This window comes from Sphingobium sp. S6 (assembly GCF_905120495.1).
Classification (GTDB): domain Bacteria; phylum Pseudomonadota; class Alphaproteobacteria; order Sphingomonadales; family Sphingomonadaceae; genus Sphingobium; species Sphingobium agri.
Genome location: NZ_CAJHOG010000008.1, coordinates 90,564 through 108,162, shown reverse-complemented (window position 1 = coordinate 108,162; position 17,599 = coordinate 90,564). Strand labels below are relative to the sequence as shown.

The following is a 17,599-nucleotide window of genomic DNA, read 5'->3' as shown; positions in this document are numbered from 1 at the left end:
GGAAAAGGCGCTGTTTGCGAGCAGAAGCTGCTACGGTTGCAAGCGCCTACACATACTCCGGTTAGAAAGAGCGCCGCCACCCGGACGTTGGTCTGACGCAACACGGACAGATATTGAACAAGTTGGGAGGGCTTGTCAGTTCGAACCGAAGGATCGACCGACGCGGCGGACTCCGGCTCCTGCAAAAGAAGCCAGACTAGACCAGCTATAATCAGAAGCGCCGCCGCCCCCCAGAGTGATCCGATACGCCAGCCCCGGAATTCAAGGACATGCGAATAGGCATATCCCACAAGCATGGTGCCGATCCCGTCGGTAGACAACATGACGCCCATGAAAACGCCGAGCCTTTTGGAATGCTCAGCCCAATGCATGGCGATGGTGTAGGGCCCGACGAAAAGGAGTGGAATGGCGGCGCCCTGAAAGATGCGCGCGGCCAGCATCGTTTGATAGGTTGAGGCGATCGAAAAGAAACACTGCCCAAGAGCGGACAAAACAAGTCCGGCAATGCATATATTCTTAATCCCCCAACGGTTGAAAAGCCCGCCTGCCGTGTAGACCACGATGCCGCCAGACAGGGCCGTCGCTGATGCAAGGGCGCCGACCATAGTGTAGTCCATGGAAAGGTCGGCCATCATTGACGTGACCTGGGTCGAATAACCTACATAGGGAAGGAAGATAATGACTGTGGCTATGAAGCAGAGCCCAAGCGCCGCCCATGCCCTGAAATGCACCTGCTGATCGTCAGTCACCCGATCACTCCCCCCTTTGGCCCATTTTACCGCATAATATTCCAGGGCGATCTTTGCGCATCCTTCAGCAAAAGGGCGCCAGGCGGCAGGAACGCAGCACGATCCTGCCGCCATCGCTCTTACCTGGCGAAGCGGCGAGCCTTGTTGAACAACCGGAAGTCGTCATATTTCTGACCGTAGATATACGGACGATAGTCATGACCATCATCCAATTCTTCCCAGAAAGGAATGGTCCAGCAGGATGCGCCTTCGCCATAGGAAACGCCACCGACCTCGACCACCGGGATGGTGTCGAGCGGATCGACGGCGGTGCCAGCGAGCTTGAGCGTGCCGGTGCCCTGACGCGTGACACGGAAATCCTCTGCGGTATCGAGGCAGCTCAAAACGACCTTGTTCTGAAAGCCCTTGCCGGTCGTGTGCGGCTGCGCCTTCAATTCAAAATCCTTGACGTTGTTTTGAGCTGGACCGAGGTCGGCACCGAGTTCGGCCTGAATTTCTATCAGGCGCACACCGTTGCGTTCAGCATAAGCGTAAACTTCATGACCATCGACATACAAGCGGGCGTTACCGGTCTTTTTCCCTTCGCCCCACATCTCGCGTCCAATGGTGACAGGCATGTCGCCGCTGACGAACAAGGTCAGCATGGTGGTCCCGGCTTCACCCTTATATTTGCACGACAGATAGATGATGCCGCAGTCGAATTCACCGCAAAGTGCCGACTGCCAGTGCGACACGTTGGCGTAGGCAATCGGCTCGTCGGGAAGATCGAAGCAGGGCGGCAGGACCTTGCGCAGAAATTCCTGCGTGGTCTTGAACTCGATCGTCAGGGATTCTGTTGTAAACTGCCCCTTAGACAGCAAACTTTCGATTTCAGCGACTTCCTGGTCCGTTTTGACGAAGCTCATTGACTAGCCTTTCTGTAATCTCTTTGACGAATTAAGATAAAATCGGATTTCACTTCTCGCCGCCAAATGCTTCCGCATCTGCATAAGGGTACCACCAGAAATCATGGGACGAGCATGAGGGATCGATCATCACCATCTTCGAGTGCCGGAACTGATCCAGTCCTTCTGCGCCCAGCTGGCTGCCCATGCCGGATATCTTGCGGCCGCCGAAAGGCGCGGCGTTATTGTCCATGAGCGGAGCATTGATCCAGGTCATGCCGCTCTCAAGTTCCTCGATGGCGCGGTGCGTTTCATTAAGGTCAGTGGTGTATACCGTCGATCCGAGGCCATAGTCCGAACGATTGGCGAGTGTGATGGCTTCGTCGAAGTCAGTGACGCGGCAGATGGACATCACTGGGCCGAAGCTTTCTGTGTTCAGAATTTCCGCTTCCGGCTCAACGTCCATTAATACCGTGGGTTCGACAAAATAACCGGCGTTGAGATGGGACGGCCGCGCGCCGCCGGTTGCCACTCGGGCTCCTGCCTCGATCGCACGGGAGAGCAACCCTTCGTATCGGGTCCGCTCGCGCTCCGACACCATCGGACCCATATCGACCTTATCCAAGCCGTTGCCGATACGAAGCTTGCGCGTCAGTCCGACTACCTTATCGATGAAGGCCTGGTGGATGTCCTGATGTATATAAAAGCGCTCGCCCGATGTGCAGACCTGACCGGCATTGAGATTGGCGGCGAATACGGCGGCGCGCGCGGCGATGTCGAGATTCGCCGAGGGCATGACGATGAACGGATCATTGCCGGACGTTTCGATCAAAGCCTTCTTGAAGTTTTCGGCGCATCCTTTCGCAACGGCCCGCCCTGCACCGACGCTGCCAGTAAAGGCAATGCCATGGATGTCCTTGTGAGCCACCATCGCCGTGCCAACACGAACACCACCCGTGACGAGGCCGATCAGGCCCGCCGGCAGGTGCGGCATCATCGTCTTGAGGAACAGAAGAGAGGAGATCGATGTGTGGTCCGATGGCTTGAGGATCACGGCGTTGCCAGCGCCGAGCGCTGCAGCCGCTTCCCAGGAATAGAGGCAGTAGGGGAAATTGAACGCCATGATGATGCCGACGACGCCAAGCGGATGCTTGGTGACCAAGTTCATATGGCCGCCCACCACGGGCCCGACGATGCGGCCATGATCATGACGGGACACTTCGGCATAATAGCGGAAGGCCCATACGGACCATGTAACTTCGTCGAAGGCTTCCTTGTAAGGCTTGCCCATTTCGCGGGTCATCGATTCAGCAAGGAGCGGGCGGTTGTCCTCAATCGCCTGCGCGACCTTGTGAAGTGCTTCAGTGCGTTCCAGCGCCGAAAGCTTGAACCATGCGCGTTGCGCCTGCATGGCGCTGGCGACCGCCTGATCGAGTTCGGCGTCAGTCGCGTCCGAAACGCTCGCAACCACTTGTTCCGTGGCGGGATCGATCACATCAAGCGCGGTCGTGGAAGCACTTCGCCGTAGCTCTCCGTTCACCAGAATATGGTTGCTATAGTCCGCAAATGGTTTGAACCCGGACATCAAAATACTCCCAAGAAGATTATGGTGAAGTTTAGGGGCGCTTGGCCGCCGCACATAGGATTACGCACCGAGCCAGCCCCCGTCGACGGCATAGGTATAGCCTGTGCAGTATGATGAAGCATCGGACGCCAGGAAGAGAGCCGCACCCCGCAGTTCCTCCGGCTGGGCGTAGCGCTTCATCGGCGTGCGAGTCAGCAGTTCGGCCTGAAGTTTGCGAACTTCCGGATCGGGATGATCCAGCTGCTCGCCTTCGCTCAATTCTGTGGCGACGTAGCCGGGGGCTATCGAATTTACCCGTATGCCCTCGGGAGCCAGCATGGCTCCGAGCTGGCGTGTAAGCTGCACGACTCCGCCCTTCGCCGCTGCGTAGCCAATGCAGCCCCACTGTGAGTCCGCGGTCATGCCAACGATGGAGGCGATATTGATGATGGAGCCGCCGCCGCGACCCTTCATCGCCCTGGCCGCCGCCATGTCAGTAAAGAAGACGCCCGACAGATTGACATCGATCAGCCGACGCCAGAGCTCGGTCGTGTAATCCTCCCAGGATATAGGAAGATTTGGTTCAGCGATGCCTGCGTTCGCGATACAGACATCAAGGCGCCCGTGCCGTTTCATGACGGCGTCGACCATGGACGCGACCGACGATTCCTGAGACACGTCCACCTGTATTCCATTGGCGGCGCCATAGCCATCGGCGGTAATCCGTTCAGCCGCCTCTTCAGCGCCCGCGCCGTTGATATCGGCGCAGTAAACAATCGCGCCAGCGTGGGACATGGCGGTAGCAAGCTCAAAGCCGATACCGCGCGCGCCTCCCGTTACGAGAGCCACTTTCCCATCGAGCTTGAACAAATCCATCGTGTTCACGGGCCGCCTGATCCTCCAACTCCCAAGGTCATGAAAAATCTGTTATTTTTATATACGCCTTCAAAGCAGCGAAATATTACGACAGCCGCTGGAAAGCCGATTCTCTTAATAACTTGGAAGACGACTATACCTAATTTGGCCGATGGTGCCGGTGGCGACCTGGATCGGCAATACCTCTGCGAGGGTATCACCCAAACCTTCTCGTCGGCAAAGGCAGCAAGACCTGGGGTTCAGATACCCTGGCCTTTTTCTTAATTGGACACCCTGCCGCTTTCCGCCTTGCCGAGCCGGGCGATCAGGCGGCCTTTGGTCACGGAGGGAAGCTCGTGGAAATGACGCCGATACTGCTGGGAAAAGCGGCTCGGATGGTGGAACCCCCACTTATGGGCCAGATCGAGCACGTCGGCCGCAGCGCCTCTTTGCAGTATATCTGAACGTACTCGGTTTAATCTTTGTGTCAGAATATATCGCTTCGGGCTTAACGCAGCGATATCGGCAAAGCTATATTCCAAGGTACGCTGACTAACACGCAGGGCTTCGCAAAGCTCGGCTACGCTGAAGTGTTGGGTAATCCTGTTCAATATATATTCGCGCGCTTTCCGAAACAGATAAGTTCGTGTGTCGAGCGATGGCCTGCTCGTGGCTTGAATGTCCAAGGCCGCTACGACGGCTCCAGCCGCGAGGGCGACATTTTCACCCCCGATCCACCAGTTCATCATTATGCGGATCGCCCGATAAACACTTCAGAAGACCAAAAACGGCTGCGTCCACGCCCCCCATCGCGCGATTTTGCTGGTCGGCCTTATCGGCGCGATCGTGCCGATGCTGATACGGCTGAGCGGAGCGGAAAGCCCCATCAAGGCCATCACCATGCTGGCAAGCATGGTGATCAATTTCTGGCTGCTGCCCTATTTCCTGATCAGCCTCGGCGCGATCCTGATCCTACGCCGCGATTCCGCCACCAGCTTCGCCCACTTGGTGGCACCGGCTGCCGGAGCGTTGCTTCTCCTTTTCGTGGTTGCCCAGAGCTTTATCGCACGGAAGGGACAGTGGGAAATGCCCGTCATTGCAGCCATTATCCTCTCAACGGCATTGGGGCTGCTCAGACTTGCTGACCGAACCCGGCGGTCGCAAGATCTGAGAATGCATCCCAGTCCGGAATAGAGGATGGGATAACATGCGGTGCCAGCCAAGACCAAAAAATGGCCCTCCCGAATGAATTCGGAAGGGCTTCAAGCGAGGGACGATTTGAAAGATCAGAAGTCTTTTCGGAGTTCGATGCCATAGCGCCGCGGGGGGGCGTATGTAACAATTCTGGTTCCAAACAGCGCGATATAATCGAACGCGGAGACCTGTTTGGCGGCATTGGTAAAATTCTTCACAAAGGCGGCTATTTCAAAGCCATCACGCGAATAACTTGCGCGAGCATTGTGCAGCGTAGCGGCAGGAAGCAGGTTCATCGCGTTATTATCGACGGATGAATAGCGCTTGGACTGATAGCTGAAATCATACACGAAGGCGATCTGGCCGCTGCCGACGTCAAACGACTTGCGAGCCAGGCCGTTGACGGTCCATTTGGGCGCATTGACGGCGCCCTGATCTACAACGCCACTGTAGCTCGTGTTTACATCATGAACCTTCGTATGAAGATTTGCCACGCCCAATTGGAGATCAAGACTCCGCATAGGTGTGACAGATAGTTCCATTTCGCCGCCGTACATGTAAGCATCATTGTTGGTGACGAAGGAAGTCAGGCCCTGAAGCTGGAATGCCTGGAAGTCGGAATAGTCATAATAGAATGTGCTAAGATTCAGGCGAACCGTACGGTCGAATAGCTTCAGCTTCGAGCCCGCTTCATAGGCGATCATCGTTTCGGCGCCAAAGGGCGTCTGCATGAGAGAGGTGGTCCCGCCCGCATTGCTATTGAAGCCGCTGCCCTTCACGCCTCGCGAGACGCTGGCATAGAGAAGTGCGTCATCACTGGCGGTGTAATCGAGCTGGAGGCGGCCGCTCCATAACCATTCTTTCTTTTTCGCGGCTCGACCAACTGTTGCCTCAGAAAAATCATATCCGAGCAGCGGGGGATCGTAGACGGTGTTGATGACCCCGTCTCCCAATTCATTATAATATACCTGCGAAGAAAAGCTCTTGGTGTCATGCAGCACCCGTCCGCCGACTGTCAGTTTCAAGCGATCGGTAAGCGCATAGTCACCCTGTGCGAACGCTGAATAGGAACGGACATGCTGGTCAAAGACGTTGCTGATATCGAACGCGAATTCTGTACCAGCATAAGCTGGGAACGAATAATTCTGATAATTGGACTGCTTTATGTCCAGGAAATATAAGCCGCCGGTGAAATTGAACCTATCTCCCACTTTCGACATGCGAAGCTCTTCGGACCATTGGTTCAAATTCTGGCCGCTGGGAAAATAGCAGGCGTTGAGGGGCGTACCATCGCAATCCTCTGCATAGGCGAATTTGAAATGCGTGTAGTTGGTGAGAGAAATCAGACTAATTTCATCCGAGGCGTTCCATTCAAGACGCAAGGTCGGTGAAACCCGCTCCTTCTTCAGATAGCCCACGGCGTTGAACGCAGTCTTGCGCGCACCTGGATAGGGATCACGATATCCCGTCGCGTCATTCCCCGGGCCGATGCCATATGCATCGACATCGGCGGGGAGGAGTTGCGGCGTGCCATTCACCAAATAAGCCGGCTGGGAGTCATAGGTCCCGATCCGTGCACGCGGATTGCGATCGTAGGAGATTGCAAAATAGGCTTTGAAATTGTGGCTCAAGTCCCGTTGGATCTGCCCGCGAACGCCAAAGAATTTCTGCGCATTCGTATCTGGGCCGGCCGCGTTCTTCCACCAGCCATCGGAATAGTCGAGCATACCCGAGATACGAAACTGCGTCTTGTCGTCCAGCGGACCGCCCATCGCGGCCTCCAGTCGCTTCTGATCATAGTTGCCGATCGTCGCCGACACAAAGCCTTCCGACCGATCTGTCGGCTTCTTGGTGATGAAGTTGGCGAGACCGCCGGTGGAGTTTCGACCGAATAGCGTTCCCTGCGGGCCGCGCAATATCTCTACACGCTCCAGATCATAGACGGGGAAGTTGGTTTCGTAAGGCGAGCTGACGTAAATGTCGTCGAAGTAGATGGCGTTCGGCGATTCCTGATTGGTTGAAAAGTCGGTCGCCGCGACGCCCCGCATCGTCAGATTTCCGTTCAGCCCCGAACCTCCGCTCGATTCAAGCACTACGCCGGGGACTTTGGAAGCAAGTTCAGTCGCCGACTGGACACCCATCGCCTGCATCTGGTCGGCCGAAAAGGCGGAGATCGAAAGGCCGACCTTGTCCAGCCGCTGCTCACGCCGTTGCGCGGTGACCACGATATCACCGCCCAAACCTTCCGGCTGGGGCGCACCCGGCCCAACCTCTTGGGCCAGAGCACAGGCGGGAACCATACTGATACTGATGGCCAGCGCTGCTATCGAAGCCCTTGTCGCGCGCGCGCCGTATGTCTGAAAAAGGTTTGGCCTTTTACTCAAGGATTGCAAGGCGTAGAAGCCGTTGTGATAAGCCATTGAAAAACCCCCTGATCGTTGTTGGGCGAGGTCCCGGTCGCCAAATTTTGAGACGGCCCGAAGGATCAGGCTGAAGAAATCGTTATACAATACCCTGTGAAGGGTAGCTTATGCTTGTCCGATCAATGCAGGCTTTTCATCTGACTCGGCCAAACCTTCCATTACGGCGTTTCATGTTCCAATTGCTCTGAATTGCCTTAATCGTCAGGCTGCCGTAGCACTGCGTCGCGCAGCCGGTGCAAGCAAAGCCAAGTTCCGATCAATATGATCGGCGTTGCGACGGACAGGATCGCCGAACCGTGCAGAGCAGGCGCGAAGGCCTCTACCCCCTCAAGCATATGCCCTAGGAGCGACACACCATAATAGCTGATGGCCACTACAGATAATCCCTCTACCAATTGCTGAACTCTCAGGGTCATGCCGGTGTTTCGCTCCAGCGAGGCCAGAAGCCTTGCGTTCTGATTTTCGATCCGCGTTTCGATCCGGGTCCTGAGCAAGCTGGAAAGATGTGCCGCGAGATCGGCGATCCGCTGCGACCGTGTGGTGAAGCTCGCACATGTGCGCATCGCTGGAAGAAAGCGGCGTTGGGTGAAATCGGTGAGCGACTGACACCCCTTTATCCGGCATGGAGCCAGTTCGGCCAGCCGCTCCTCAACCAGTTGGGCGTACGCGGCCGTTGCGCTCATCCTATAATTGGTAGCGCCCGCGAGGGCGCCAATCTCCAACGAGAGTTGGCTTAGCTCACTCAGCAGGTCGTCGTCACGAACTTCCGGACGGCTCAACATGTGACTCAGGTCTCCCAGCCTAGCTTCGGCTTCGTGCAGCAAGCGCGATTGCGCTTGAGCAACCGGCAAACCCATGAGGGCCAGATTGCGGTAATTCCCCAGTTCCTGAAGACGCTGCACGGTACGTGTGAGATCGCTGTCGCTAGCTACGTTTGCAGCTACCAGAAGCCTGCCATAACCATCGGCGCCGATACGAAAATCGGACCAGATGCGAATACTGTCCCCCACATGGCAGGATACCAGTTCATCGCCGACGACGCTATTTCCTCCAAGTTCTGAGCCTCTGCCTCGTCTTGCACGGTCTTGATTTTAGTTGCACGAATCGTGGCGCCCGGCAGTCTTTCCATTTGTGAAACAGCGTAGTCGGCCAGGTCCGTTTGGCCGGGGCCGATAAAAAGAGTGATCGAGCTTGCTTCGCTGTGACGCTCCCAGCTGTAGGCTATCCCGCCATGCCGCGTTCCCGAAACATGGTTTGCGCCGGACAGGCAATCTGGATTCCCGCTGAACTGGGAGACAAAATCCTGTTCCCGTGCCCGATCTTGGTCATCCAGAATGTTGAGTATCTGCACGATCTGCATCGACGCTGAAAGCCGTGGCCAGCGCCGCAAGTGCATTTCTCCGACGACCCGCTTGCGAAGCTCATGTTCTCTCACGCTTCGTGCCCCTTAAATTGGCCATCCTTCTCCGGCACCTTTCTCGCAACCGCGCACCCTCATCAAATCAGGTGCAAAGATGCGTGATCCCATCCGGGCTAAAATCAGTTCCAGATGCGTAAGTTCGCCACTCGATTACGCTGGTGGGGATATAGCTGGTGTGAGCCGATCATGCTCCTACCCCGAGCGGGGTATTGTTCCACCAGCGTGTCGCCAGCACTATGCATCCATACAACGATTTTGATGATCGATGCGTTTATTTGCCGGACAGTCAGACGCTCCGATCAAGATTTACGGACCTGTTGCCGGGTGATGATTTGAGAGATCGGCGCATATCTCCCATGTGCAAGTGAATAGCTCTCCGCACTCTCTACATCGCAGATTTCTGGAGTGTTTTTTGTGACGTCATATCCGAGTTCCGCCGAAGTCGTAATCATCGGTGGCGGCATCGCAGGATGCTCCATCGCTTATCATCTGACCAAATTAGGCATTTCAGACGTAGTCCTGTGCGAACGCAAGCAATTGACCTGTGGCACAACCTGGCATGCTGCCGGCCTAGTGACCCAACTTCGCGCTAACCGGCGGATGACGGAGCTTGCCTATTATACGGGCCAGCTGTTCGGGCAGCTGGAAGCCGAAACGGGCATGGCAACCGGCTATATGCAGCGGGGTTCGCTACGCCTCGCCAAAACGCCCGAGCGGCTTGAAGAACTTGCCCGCGGCGCATCCATGGGACGCAATTTCGGCTTGCCAGTCGAACCTGTTGCGCCGGGGGAAATCAAGGAGCGCTGGTCGCCGCTGAACATCGACGGCATTGTCGGCGGTTTCTGGTTCCCCAACGATGGCCAGGTCAACCCGATCGACGTCACGATGGCTTATGCAAAGGGTGCCCGCATGGGTGGCGCCAAGATCCTTGAGCAATGCCTGGTCCAAAAGATCATCGTCGAAGGCGGCAAGGCTGTCGGCGTCATGACGGAACGGGGCGAAATACGGGCGAAAAAGGTCGTCATCACCGGCGGCATGTGGTCGCGCGATCTGGCGGCCCAAATCGGCGTCAGCCTTCCCCTGCATGCCGCAGAGCATTTCTATATCGTCACCGAGGCGATCCCCGAACTTCCGCGCAACCTGCCTGTCATGTTCGTTACCGATGAGCACGCCTATTATAAGGAGGACGCCGGCAAGCTGCTGCTCGGCTGCTTCGAGCCTAACGCGAAGCCTTGGGGCATGAATGGCATCTCACCCGATTTCTGCTTCGATACGCTGCCCGAAGATTTCGACCATTTCGAACCCATATTAGAACTCGCAGTCAACCGTGTGCCGCTGTTGGCCAATGCGGGTATCCAGCTATTTTTCAATGGACCTGAAAGCTTTACCCCCGACGACCGTTACCTGCTGGGCGAAACGCCCGAGGTGCGCGGCCTGTTTACCGCTTGTGGCTTCAACTCGGTAGGCATCTTGTCTTCAGGCGGCGTCGGCAAGGTTCTTGCGGACTGGATCAAGGACGGCATGCCGCCGGTGGAACTGGTCGACGTCGATGTCCGTCGCACAGTCTCTTTCCAGACGAACAAGAAATATCTTCACGACCGGACGACCGAAACGCTGGGCGCGATGTACAACATGCATTGGCCCAACCTGCAGATGGAGACTGCGCGAAATGTTCGCCGGAGCCCCTTCCATGACCGCCTGATCGCCAAGGGCGCTTGGATGACCGAAATGAACGGGTATGAACGGCCCGGCTTCTTCGGCGGCGCAGGGACGACGCCGAAAGTAGAATATTCCTATCATAAGCCGAGCTGGTTCGACGACACTGCCGCCGAATGTCGCAATACGGCGGAGAATGTCTCGGTCTTCGACCTCAGCTGCTACGTAAAATATCTTATGGAGGGTCGCGACGCCCTCAAGGTGCTCAACAAGCTTTCCGCCAATGAGATCGACGTTCCGATGGGGAAGCTGGTCTACACGCAATGGCTCAATCCCAAGGGCGGCATCGAGGCCGATGTCACCATCACGCGCCTGTCCGAAACATCCTTCATGATTGTCACCATCGCCGCATCCCAGCGCCGCGACATGGCTTGGTTGAAGCGGCATATCCCCGATGACGCGCTGGCTCATGTAGTCGACATTACGTCAGGATTGCCGATGCTGGCGGTGATGGGACCCAAATCGCGCGAGCTGTTGCAAAAGATATCGCCCGCCGACTTCTCCAACGAAGCGTTTCCTTTCGGCACCAGCCAGGAGATCGACCTTGGTTACGCCAAGGTCCGTGCGAGCCGCGTCACCTTTGTGGGTGAACTGGGTTGGGAACTCTATATGCCGGCCGAATTCGCACAGCATGTATATGATGTCCTTGTCGAAGCAGGAGCGGAATTAGGACTTCGCGACGCCGGCTTCTTCGCGCTCAATTCGCTCCGCATGGAAAAGGGGTATCGCCACTGGGCCCATGATATCGGCGAAGAAGATACACCGCTGGAGGGCGGCCTCGGCTTCGCAGTCGCTCTGGACAAACCCGGCGGCTTCATCGGCCGCGATGCACTCCTGCGTCAGAAGGAAGCAGGTAAGCTGACCAAGCGCCTCGTCCAGTTCAAGCTCAAGGATCCCGACGCACCATTTGTTTTTCATAACGAGCCCCTGTGGATCGGCGACCGGATAGTCGGCGACATCTCTTCGGGAGCCTATGGGCATCGCGTCGGGGCCTCGCTGGGCATGGGCTATGTCCATCACGAGGATGGTGTCGACAAGGCGTTCCTGGAAGCGAACAGCTTTGAGGTCGAGATCGCGTGGAAGCGGCATGAGGTAGAGGCGCAGCTGGGCCCTTGGTATGATCCAAAGGGTCTGCGCATCAAGGTGTGACCGCCAAAGGCTCCACCCCCGCATTAGCAGCTACATCTTTGAAGGCGCTTAGCCTGATCGGGAGAATATCATGCGCATTCTCGTCCCCGTGAAGCGGGTCATAGGTTTCAACGTAAGGCCAAGGATCAAGGCAGACGGAAGCGGCCTTGACCTTGCGAACGTCAAGATGGCTATGAACCCCTTCGATGAAATCGCCCTTGAGGAAGCGGTTCGCCTGAAGGAATCGGGTGAGGCGGCCGAGGTCATCGTCGTTTCTGTAGGCCCAGCGAAGGCTCAGGACACGTTGCGGACGGCATTGGCTATGGGAGCCGACCGCGCCATCCTTGTTGAGCACGACCCCGACGTCGAACCGCTCGCGGTTGCGAAGATCCTGAAAGAAATCATCGCAGAAACCAGTCCTGACCTCGTCATCCTGGGGAAACAGGCGATAGACGACGATGCGAACCAGACCGGACAGATACTCGCAGGCCTCCTCACTTGGCCGCAGGGCGCCTTCGCAAGCCGGCTCAGCATCAATGGCGGCAAAATCGACGTTACGCGTGAAGTCGATGGTGGCCAGGAAACAGTAAGGCTCTCCCTCCCTGCGATCATCACTGCCGATCTTAGATTGAATGAGCCACGCTACGCCTCGCTTCCCAATATCATGAAGGCGAAAAAGCAGCACGTCACGATAAAGAGCCCGGCGGATTACGGGGTGGATTGCACCGCGCGCCTGAAGACCCTGAAACTAGCTGAACCGCCCGCCCGCTCCGCCGGTATCAAAGTGCCTGATGCGGAGGCTCTGGCCGTCAAAATCAAGGAAATGGGGGTTGCCTGAGATGAGAACTCTCCTTTTGGTTGAACATGACAATAGCGCGGTAAAGGACGCCACCCTGTCTGCCGTCACGGCCGCCGCCAAACTCGGCCCCGTCGACTTGCTGGTGGCCGGATTTGCGTGCCGCGCCGTAGCCGTGGCGGCGGCGGGGATCGCGGGCGTCGATAAGGTCCTGTTGGCTGATCATGCTTGTTACGAACACGCGCTGCCGGAGAATGTCGCGCCTCTCGTCGCCAACCTCATGGTCAGCTATGATGCGTTTCTTGCCCCGGCTACGAGCAAGGGGAAAAGTGTGGCGCCACGTGTCGCCGCTTTGCTCGACGTCATGCAAATTTCGGAGATCCTCTCCGTGGAGAGAGAGAGAAGCTTCACGCGCGCGATCTACGCCGGGAATGTCATAGCGACCGTGGAATCCACGGACCTCAAGCTGGTCATCACAGTGCGCGGTTCGGCATTTCCCATGACGTCGGCAACCGGTGGCTCGGCTGCCGTTGAGCCGCTTTCCGTCGTGGCGGACGCCAACCTGTCCACCTTCGTTGGGGCGGAAATCGCTGAACTGGAACGCCCCGAACTGACCAGCGCGAAGACCGTCGTTGCTGGTGGTCGCGCGCTTAAGGACGCACAGACGTTCGCGCAAATCATCATGCCGTTGGCCGACAAGCTGGGTGCAAGCGTGGGCGCCAGCCGCGCCGCTGTCGATGCGGGCTATGCGCCCAACGACTATCAGGTGGGACAGACGGGCAAGATCGTTGCTCCCGAACTCTATGTCGCGGTCGGCATATCGGGCGCGATACAGCATCTTGCCGGCATGAAGGACAGCAAGACCATCATCGCCATCAATCAGGACGAGGACGCTCCCATTTTTCAGGTCGCCGATATCGGACTCGTCGCCGATCTTTTCACCGCCGTTCCCGAGCTTACCGCAAAGCTGTGAAGCCGAGCGCGCAACTGGTCATAGAATTTTGGAGAAGAATGTGACGACCGATATTCTCACTGTATCCTGCCCTTCAAAGCGCGGGATCGTGGCCACGATTTCCAGCTACCTGGCAAGCCAAGGCTGCAGCATTTCGGATTCGTCGCAATTCGATGATGTGGAAACCGGCACCTTCTTCATGCGGGTCAGCTTCATTTCCGAAGAAGGGAAGCCCCTTTCGGAGATCGCGGAGGGTTTCACGCGGATCGGCGCAGAGTGGAATATGAATTTCGAGTTTCACGATTCCACGACCAGGATGAAGGTCATTCTGATGGTGTCCCGCTTTGGGCATTGCCTGAACGACATTCTGTATCGATGGAAGATCGGCATGCTGCCGATCGACATCGTGGGTGTCGTCTCCAATCATTTCGACTATCAGCATCTCGTGCTGAGCCACAATCTGCCATTCCACCATATCAAGGTGACCAAGGACAATAAGGCCGAAGCCGAAGCCGAACTGATGGCGATCATCGAGGGCGCGCAAGCCGAACTCATCGTGCTGGCCCGATATATGCAGGTGCTTTCGGACGAATTATGCCGCAGGATGCCAGGCCGGGTCATCAACATCCACCACAGTTTCCTACCCGGGTTCAAAGGTGCAAAGCCTTACCACCAAGCCCACAAGCGCGGCGTGAAGCTGATCGGCGCCACCGCCCATTATGTTACCGCGGAACTGGACGAGGGCCCGATTATCGACCAGGAAACCATAGCCGTCACACATGCGCAGAGCGCGGACGATTATGTGTCCATCGGACGGGATGTGGAGAGCCGCACATTGGCGCGCGCGATCCACGCCCACATACATCATCGTGTATTTGTAAATGGCGACCGGACAATTGTCTTTCCCGCAAGCCCGGACAGTTACGCCGCCGACCGCGTGGGCTGAACACCGCCACCGGCGTCGGGCCGTCCCCTGAACATTCGCATAATAAGGCTGACCATGGCGAAGATCATTGACGGCAAGATGATGGCCGATGGCATATTGGATACGGTTCGCGGGGACGTCGCCGCCTTTCGAGCACGCTGCGGCATCGCGCCCACTTTGGCGGTCATTCTGGTTGGTGATGATCCGGCGAGCCATGTCTATGTTTCGCGCAAGTTGAAGGCCTCCAAACGGGTCGGAATAGCGTCGATTGAACGGCGCCTTCCGAGCGAAACGACCCAGGACGTGCTTCTGGCGGAGATCGATGCGCTGAACATCGATCCCTCCGTGCATGGCATCCTGGTCCAGCTACCACTGCCGCGGCATATTGACGCAGCGGTGGTGCTGGACCGCATTTGTCCGTCAAAGGACGTCGACGGCTTCCACCCGGTGAATGTCGGTCGGCTCTCTACGGGCACTCAAGGACTGATCCCCTGCACGCCGCTCGGTTGCCTTCTCCTGCTTGAAAGCGTGGTGCAGGATTTCTGCGGCCTCAAGGCAGTGGTCATCGGAAAGTCCAACATCGTCGGCAAGCCCGTCGCCCTGCTGTTGCTGGAAAGGGAATGCACCGTCACCGTCACACACGTCAACACGCGCAATCTGCCCTCTATCGTTTCGACAGCGGACATCGTGATCGTAGCTGCGGGCAGCCCAGGCCTGGTACGCGGCGGCTGGGTCAAGCCGGGAGCGATCGTGATAGACATCGGCATCAACAAGGTCGTCGACAAGGATGGCCGGAGCATGATCGTGGGCGATGCGGTGACTTCGGAACTGGAGCACGCCGCGGCCGTCACTCCGGTCCCTGGTGGCGTCGGGCCGATGACGATCGCATGCCTGCTATCGAATACCATCCGCGCCGCCAACATGATGACGGCTGGTCGCCCGCCGGATGCTCAAGGCGCCCAATCCATCCCTCGCGTGGGTTAGGCGCGGCACGAGCACACGTAGCGATTCAGTTGCTGCGCGGCACTTGCCCATATTGAAGCAGCGGATCGGCATCCAGGCCGACATTCACTTCCCCAACTACGTCGATGAACAGCGAAAACAGCTCCGCCATCGAGCTGATATCCAACTTGGCGTAAATATTCCGTCGATGCACCTTTGCCGTACCCTCGGCCATTTTCAGCCGTTTCGCTATCACATCTATCGGATATCCCCTCAGCATCATCTGAACGACCTCGAACTCACGATCGGTCAACAGGGAACGGCCAAAATTATCTCGAGCTCTTTTTAGGTCGTCATGCAGTTTCACTTCTTCAGGCGAGGGGGGAATGAGATGCTTCGGGTCGACAAGATGTCTCCAGCTTGAGGAAAGGGTGCCGAACGCTATGGGAGCAATCGCCTTGGCTAGCTCCAATTCCTCATCCGTATAGAGCCCCGCATCACGTGAGCGCGCAAAGGAAAGTAATATGCGTCCACCTTGGCTATCCGACATGCAATAGCACATTTCGTCGGCGAGATCGGTATCAACATAGTGTCGTACGAAAAAGTCACTGGTCTGAAAATCCTCCTGATCTACCACATCTCTGAGACTGATTGCTTGGTTCTCAGTAGATCTCTCAATAGCGAGGTAGAATGGATCGGTAAGATAAAAGCCGTTCTTGTAATCATTGATCTGTTGCTCCCTGATGGACTTCGATGTACGATGCTCAACTATCTCGGGGCCGGCATTGCCGCGAAAATGAAACAACATCATCTCGTCTGACCGCAGTGCATGCGAGAACATGTCGAACAAAGCCTGCACTCTCGGTTTACCTTCCAAAGCGATAAGCCGAGCGATCTTGCCGTTCCATTCAGACGAAGCCAGATATTCCAGTGATAACATTTCAGACATTTCCCCCTGCCCTGACTTCAAAACGGAACGCGTTGAGGCAAGCGCTCCTCGGGCGAGCCTTTTGAAAACGCGTCAATATGCCGGGTCCGCGCTAAATTGCGCTCCAAGCCAACGTCTGAAACGGACGATTGATGGATCCGACCACCGATTGGCGGGGCCTCTGAAAACATAGGCCCCCAGCGCAACAGGCAAGAATTCCTTTTCCCGAGGCATGACCTTTACCAGTCTACCCGCCGCAAGATCTTCGGCAATGAGATAGTGATTACCAAGCGCGACACCCTGGCCGGCACGCGCGGCAGCCAGCGCCAAATGAGCATGGCCGTATCGACCTGTCGGAGTGTTGGGCGGAAGATCGATAGATTGTGCCTTCATCCACATGCGCCATTCCACATCGCTGCGTTCCTCGATCAGCGGCAATTTAGCCAAGTCTTCCGCTGACCTGATCTTGTCGCCCCATCGGGCAATGAACATCGGCGAGGCCAACGGAAAAACATGTGGTCTTGCCAGTTCAACCGTTCGCACCCCTCGCTTCCGGTCCAGCGTCTGGCAATCGCCAATATATCGAATGTCGCCATCAACCGCATTGTTCGAGAGATCAAGGAGCGCTTCCTCCGATCGAAGATCGACTGGCGGCATTCCATTCTGGCCTGACGACATCGCGAGCCGCGCAGCGAGCCAATGCAGGGCCAATCCTCCAACGCAGGATATAACAAGCTTGCCATCAGTCCTCGCCCGGACTGCAGCGGTTGCTTCTCTTAATTCGTTGAAGACCTTCATCAGACGACCGTGATAATCGAACCCGACGGCGGTGAGCTGCCCGCTGTCCCGATCCAGTAATGTAGCGCCTAGGCGCTCCTCCAGCCCTCTTACGTGACGGCTCACTATGGCATGGCTTATACCGAGGGACTTCGCCGCTCGCCGGATACCACCCAATCGGCCTACCGCCTCGAAGGCCTTGAGGGCTGAGAAAGGAGGCAATGGTGAATTCATCGAGCTCAGCCATATGAATAGGTGGTAACCTCAGGTTACCAAACTGGACGCCGAAAGCAACTGCTCCCGGAATGCGGAATGACCTAGTGTGTCAGCATCAGGAACGATTACA

14 protein-coding genes and 1 pseudogene are annotated in these 17,599 nt (G+C 56.8%); 6 read left to right on the top strand and 9 right to left on the bottom strand.

Annotated features, from left to right (window positions below):
• From SPHS8_RS16870 to SPHS8_RS16850, 5 genes are all read right to left on the bottom strand, one after another.
• On the bottom strand, nucleotides 1-863 hold an 863-nt coding region (locus SPHS8_RS16870; protein ID WP_236575242.1), incomplete at its 3' end, for an MFS transporter.
• Nucleotides 864-868: 5 nt separating this feature from the next.
• Complete coding sequence (locus SPHS8_RS16865; RefSeq protein ID WP_201516572.1) at nucleotides 869-1,654, bottom strand: acetoacetate decarboxylase family protein; 786 nt, start codon at nucleotides 1,652-1,654, stop codon at nucleotides 869-871.
• A gap of 49 nt (nucleotides 1,655-1,703) precedes the next feature.
• Nucleotides 1,704-3,218 (bottom strand): aldehyde dehydrogenase family protein, encoded by a 1,515-nt coding sequence (locus SPHS8_RS16860; RefSeq protein ID WP_201516571.1) that lies wholly within the window; start codon nucleotides 3,216-3,218, stop codon nucleotides 1,704-1,706.
• A 60-nt stretch (nucleotides 3,219-3,278) separates the two neighbouring features.
• Nucleotides 3,279-4,073, bottom strand: a complete 795-nt coding sequence (locus SPHS8_RS16855; RefSeq protein ID WP_236575244.1) for an SDR family NAD(P)-dependent oxidoreductase — start codon at nucleotides 4,071-4,073, stop codon at nucleotides 3,279-3,281.
• A 260-nt stretch (nucleotides 4,074-4,333) separates the two neighbouring features.
• Nucleotides 4,334-4,801 carry a helix-turn-helix domain-containing protein gene (locus SPHS8_RS16850; protein ID WP_201516569.1) on the bottom strand — a complete coding sequence of 156 codons (468 nt, stop codon included), beginning with the start codon at nucleotides 4,799-4,801 and terminating at the stop codon, nucleotides 4,334-4,336.
• A gap of 70 nt (nucleotides 4,802-4,871) precedes the next feature.
• On the opposite strand from SPHS8_RS16850, the gene SPHS8_RS16845 reads away from it, so the two are divergent.
• Nucleotides 4,872-5,246, top strand: coding sequence for a hypothetical protein (locus SPHS8_RS16845; protein ID WP_201516568.1), 375 nt, complete (start codon nucleotides 4,872-4,874; stop codon nucleotides 5,244-5,246).
• Nucleotides 5,247-5,338: 92 nt separating this feature from the next.
• Here SPHS8_RS16845 and SPHS8_RS16840 read toward each other — a convergent pair whose 3' ends face one another.
• Both SPHS8_RS16840 and SPHS8_RS16835 read right to left on the bottom strand, forming a co-directional pair.
• Nucleotides 5,339-7,756, bottom strand: coding sequence for a TonB-dependent receptor (locus SPHS8_RS16840; RefSeq protein WP_236575241.1), 2,418 nt, complete (start codon nucleotides 7,754-7,756; stop codon nucleotides 5,339-5,341).
• A 107-nt stretch (nucleotides 7,757-7,863) separates the two neighbouring features.
• Nucleotides 7,864-9,065 (bottom strand): annotated as a pseudogene (locus SPHS8_RS16835) (DUF3422 domain-containing protein).
• A 429-nt stretch (nucleotides 9,066-9,494) separates the two neighbouring features.
• Between SPHS8_RS16835 and SPHS8_RS16830 the strand changes: the two are divergent.
• The 5 genes from SPHS8_RS16830 to SPHS8_RS16810 all read left to right on the top strand — a co-directional run bounded on the left by SPHS8_RS16830 (nucleotide 9,495) and on the right by SPHS8_RS16810 (nucleotide 15,590).
• Complete coding sequence (locus SPHS8_RS16830; protein WP_328805346.1) at nucleotides 9,495-11,954, top strand: GcvT family protein; 2,460 nt, start codon at nucleotides 9,495-9,497, stop codon at nucleotides 11,952-11,954.
• A 70-nt stretch (nucleotides 11,955-12,024) separates the two neighbouring features.
• Nucleotides 12,025-12,771 (top strand): electron transfer flavoprotein subunit beta/FixA family protein, encoded by a 747-nt coding sequence (locus SPHS8_RS16825; protein ID WP_201516565.1) that lies wholly within the window; start codon nucleotides 12,025-12,027, stop codon nucleotides 12,769-12,771.
• A gap of 1 nt (nucleotide 12,772) precedes the next feature.
• Nucleotides 12,773-13,702, top strand: a complete 930-nt coding sequence (locus SPHS8_RS16820) for an electron transfer flavoprotein subunit alpha/FixB family protein (RefSeq protein WP_201516564.1) — start codon at nucleotides 12,773-12,775, stop codon at nucleotides 13,700-13,702.
• A 40-nt stretch (nucleotides 13,703-13,742) separates the two neighbouring features.
• Nucleotides 13,743-14,627, top strand: coding sequence for a formyltetrahydrofolate deformylase (purU, locus tag SPHS8_RS16815; protein ID WP_268933212.1), 885 nt, complete (start codon nucleotides 13,743-13,745; stop codon nucleotides 14,625-14,627).
• 54 nt (nucleotides 14,628-14,681) lie between these two features.
• Nucleotides 14,682-15,590, top strand: coding sequence for a bifunctional 5,10-methylenetetrahydrofolate dehydrogenase/5,10-methenyltetrahydrofolate cyclohydrolase (locus SPHS8_RS16810; RefSeq protein ID WP_201516562.1), 909 nt, complete (start codon nucleotides 14,682-14,684; stop codon nucleotides 15,588-15,590).
• Between the two features lie 25 nt (nucleotides 15,591-15,615).
• On the opposite strand, the gene SPHS8_RS16805 is transcribed toward SPHS8_RS16810, so the two are convergent.
• Nucleotides 15,616-16,497 carry a helix-turn-helix transcriptional regulator gene (locus SPHS8_RS16805; protein WP_201516561.1) on the bottom strand — a complete coding sequence of 294 codons (882 nt, stop codon included), beginning with the start codon at nucleotides 16,495-16,497 and terminating at the stop codon, nucleotides 15,616-15,618.
• Nucleotides 16,498-16,569: 72 nt separating this feature from the next.
• Nucleotides 16,570-17,487 (bottom strand): LysR substrate-binding domain-containing protein, encoded by a 918-nt coding sequence (locus SPHS8_RS16800; protein WP_201516560.1) that lies wholly within the window; start codon nucleotides 17,485-17,487, stop codon nucleotides 16,570-16,572.
• Between the last annotated feature and the right edge of the window lie 112 nt (nucleotides 17,488-17,599).

Excerpts from the sequence above, each read along its gene's own strand:
- SPHS8_RS16865 (WP_201516572.1), bottom strand. The coding sequence starts at position 1,654 with ATGAGCTTCGTCAAAACGGACCAGGAAGTCGCTGAAATCGAAAGTTTG.
- SPHS8_RS16860 (WP_201516571.1), bottom strand. The coding sequence starts at position 3,218 with ATGTCCGGGTTCAAACCATTTGCGGACTATAGCAACCATATTCTGGTG.
- SPHS8_RS16855 (WP_236575244.1), bottom strand. The coding sequence starts at position 4,073 with ATGGATTTGTTCAAGCTCGATGGGAAAGTGGCTCTCGTAACGGGAGGC.
- SPHS8_RS16850 (WP_201516569.1), bottom strand. The coding sequence starts at position 4,801 with ATGATGAACTGGTGGATCGGGGGTGAAAATGTCGCCCTCGCGGCTGGA.
- SPHS8_RS16825 (WP_201516565.1), top strand. The coding sequence starts at position 12,025 with ATGCGCATTCTCGTCCCCGTGAAGCGGGTCATAGGTTTCAACGTAAGG.
- SPHS8_RS16820 (WP_201516564.1), top strand. The coding sequence starts at position 12,773 with ATGAGAACTCTCCTTTTGGTTGAACATGACAATAGCGCGGTAAAGGAC.
- SPHS8_RS16810 (WP_201516562.1), top strand. The coding sequence starts at position 14,682 with ATGGCGAAGATCATTGACGGCAAGATGATGGCCGATGGCATATTGGAT.
- SPHS8_RS16805 (WP_201516561.1), bottom strand. The coding sequence starts at position 16,497 with ATGTCTGAAATGTTATCACTGGAATATCTGGCTTCGTCTGAATGGAAC.
- SPHS8_RS16800 (WP_201516560.1), bottom strand. The coding sequence starts at position 17,487 with ATGAATTCACCATTGCCTCCTTTCTCAGCCCTCAAGGCCTTCGAGGCG.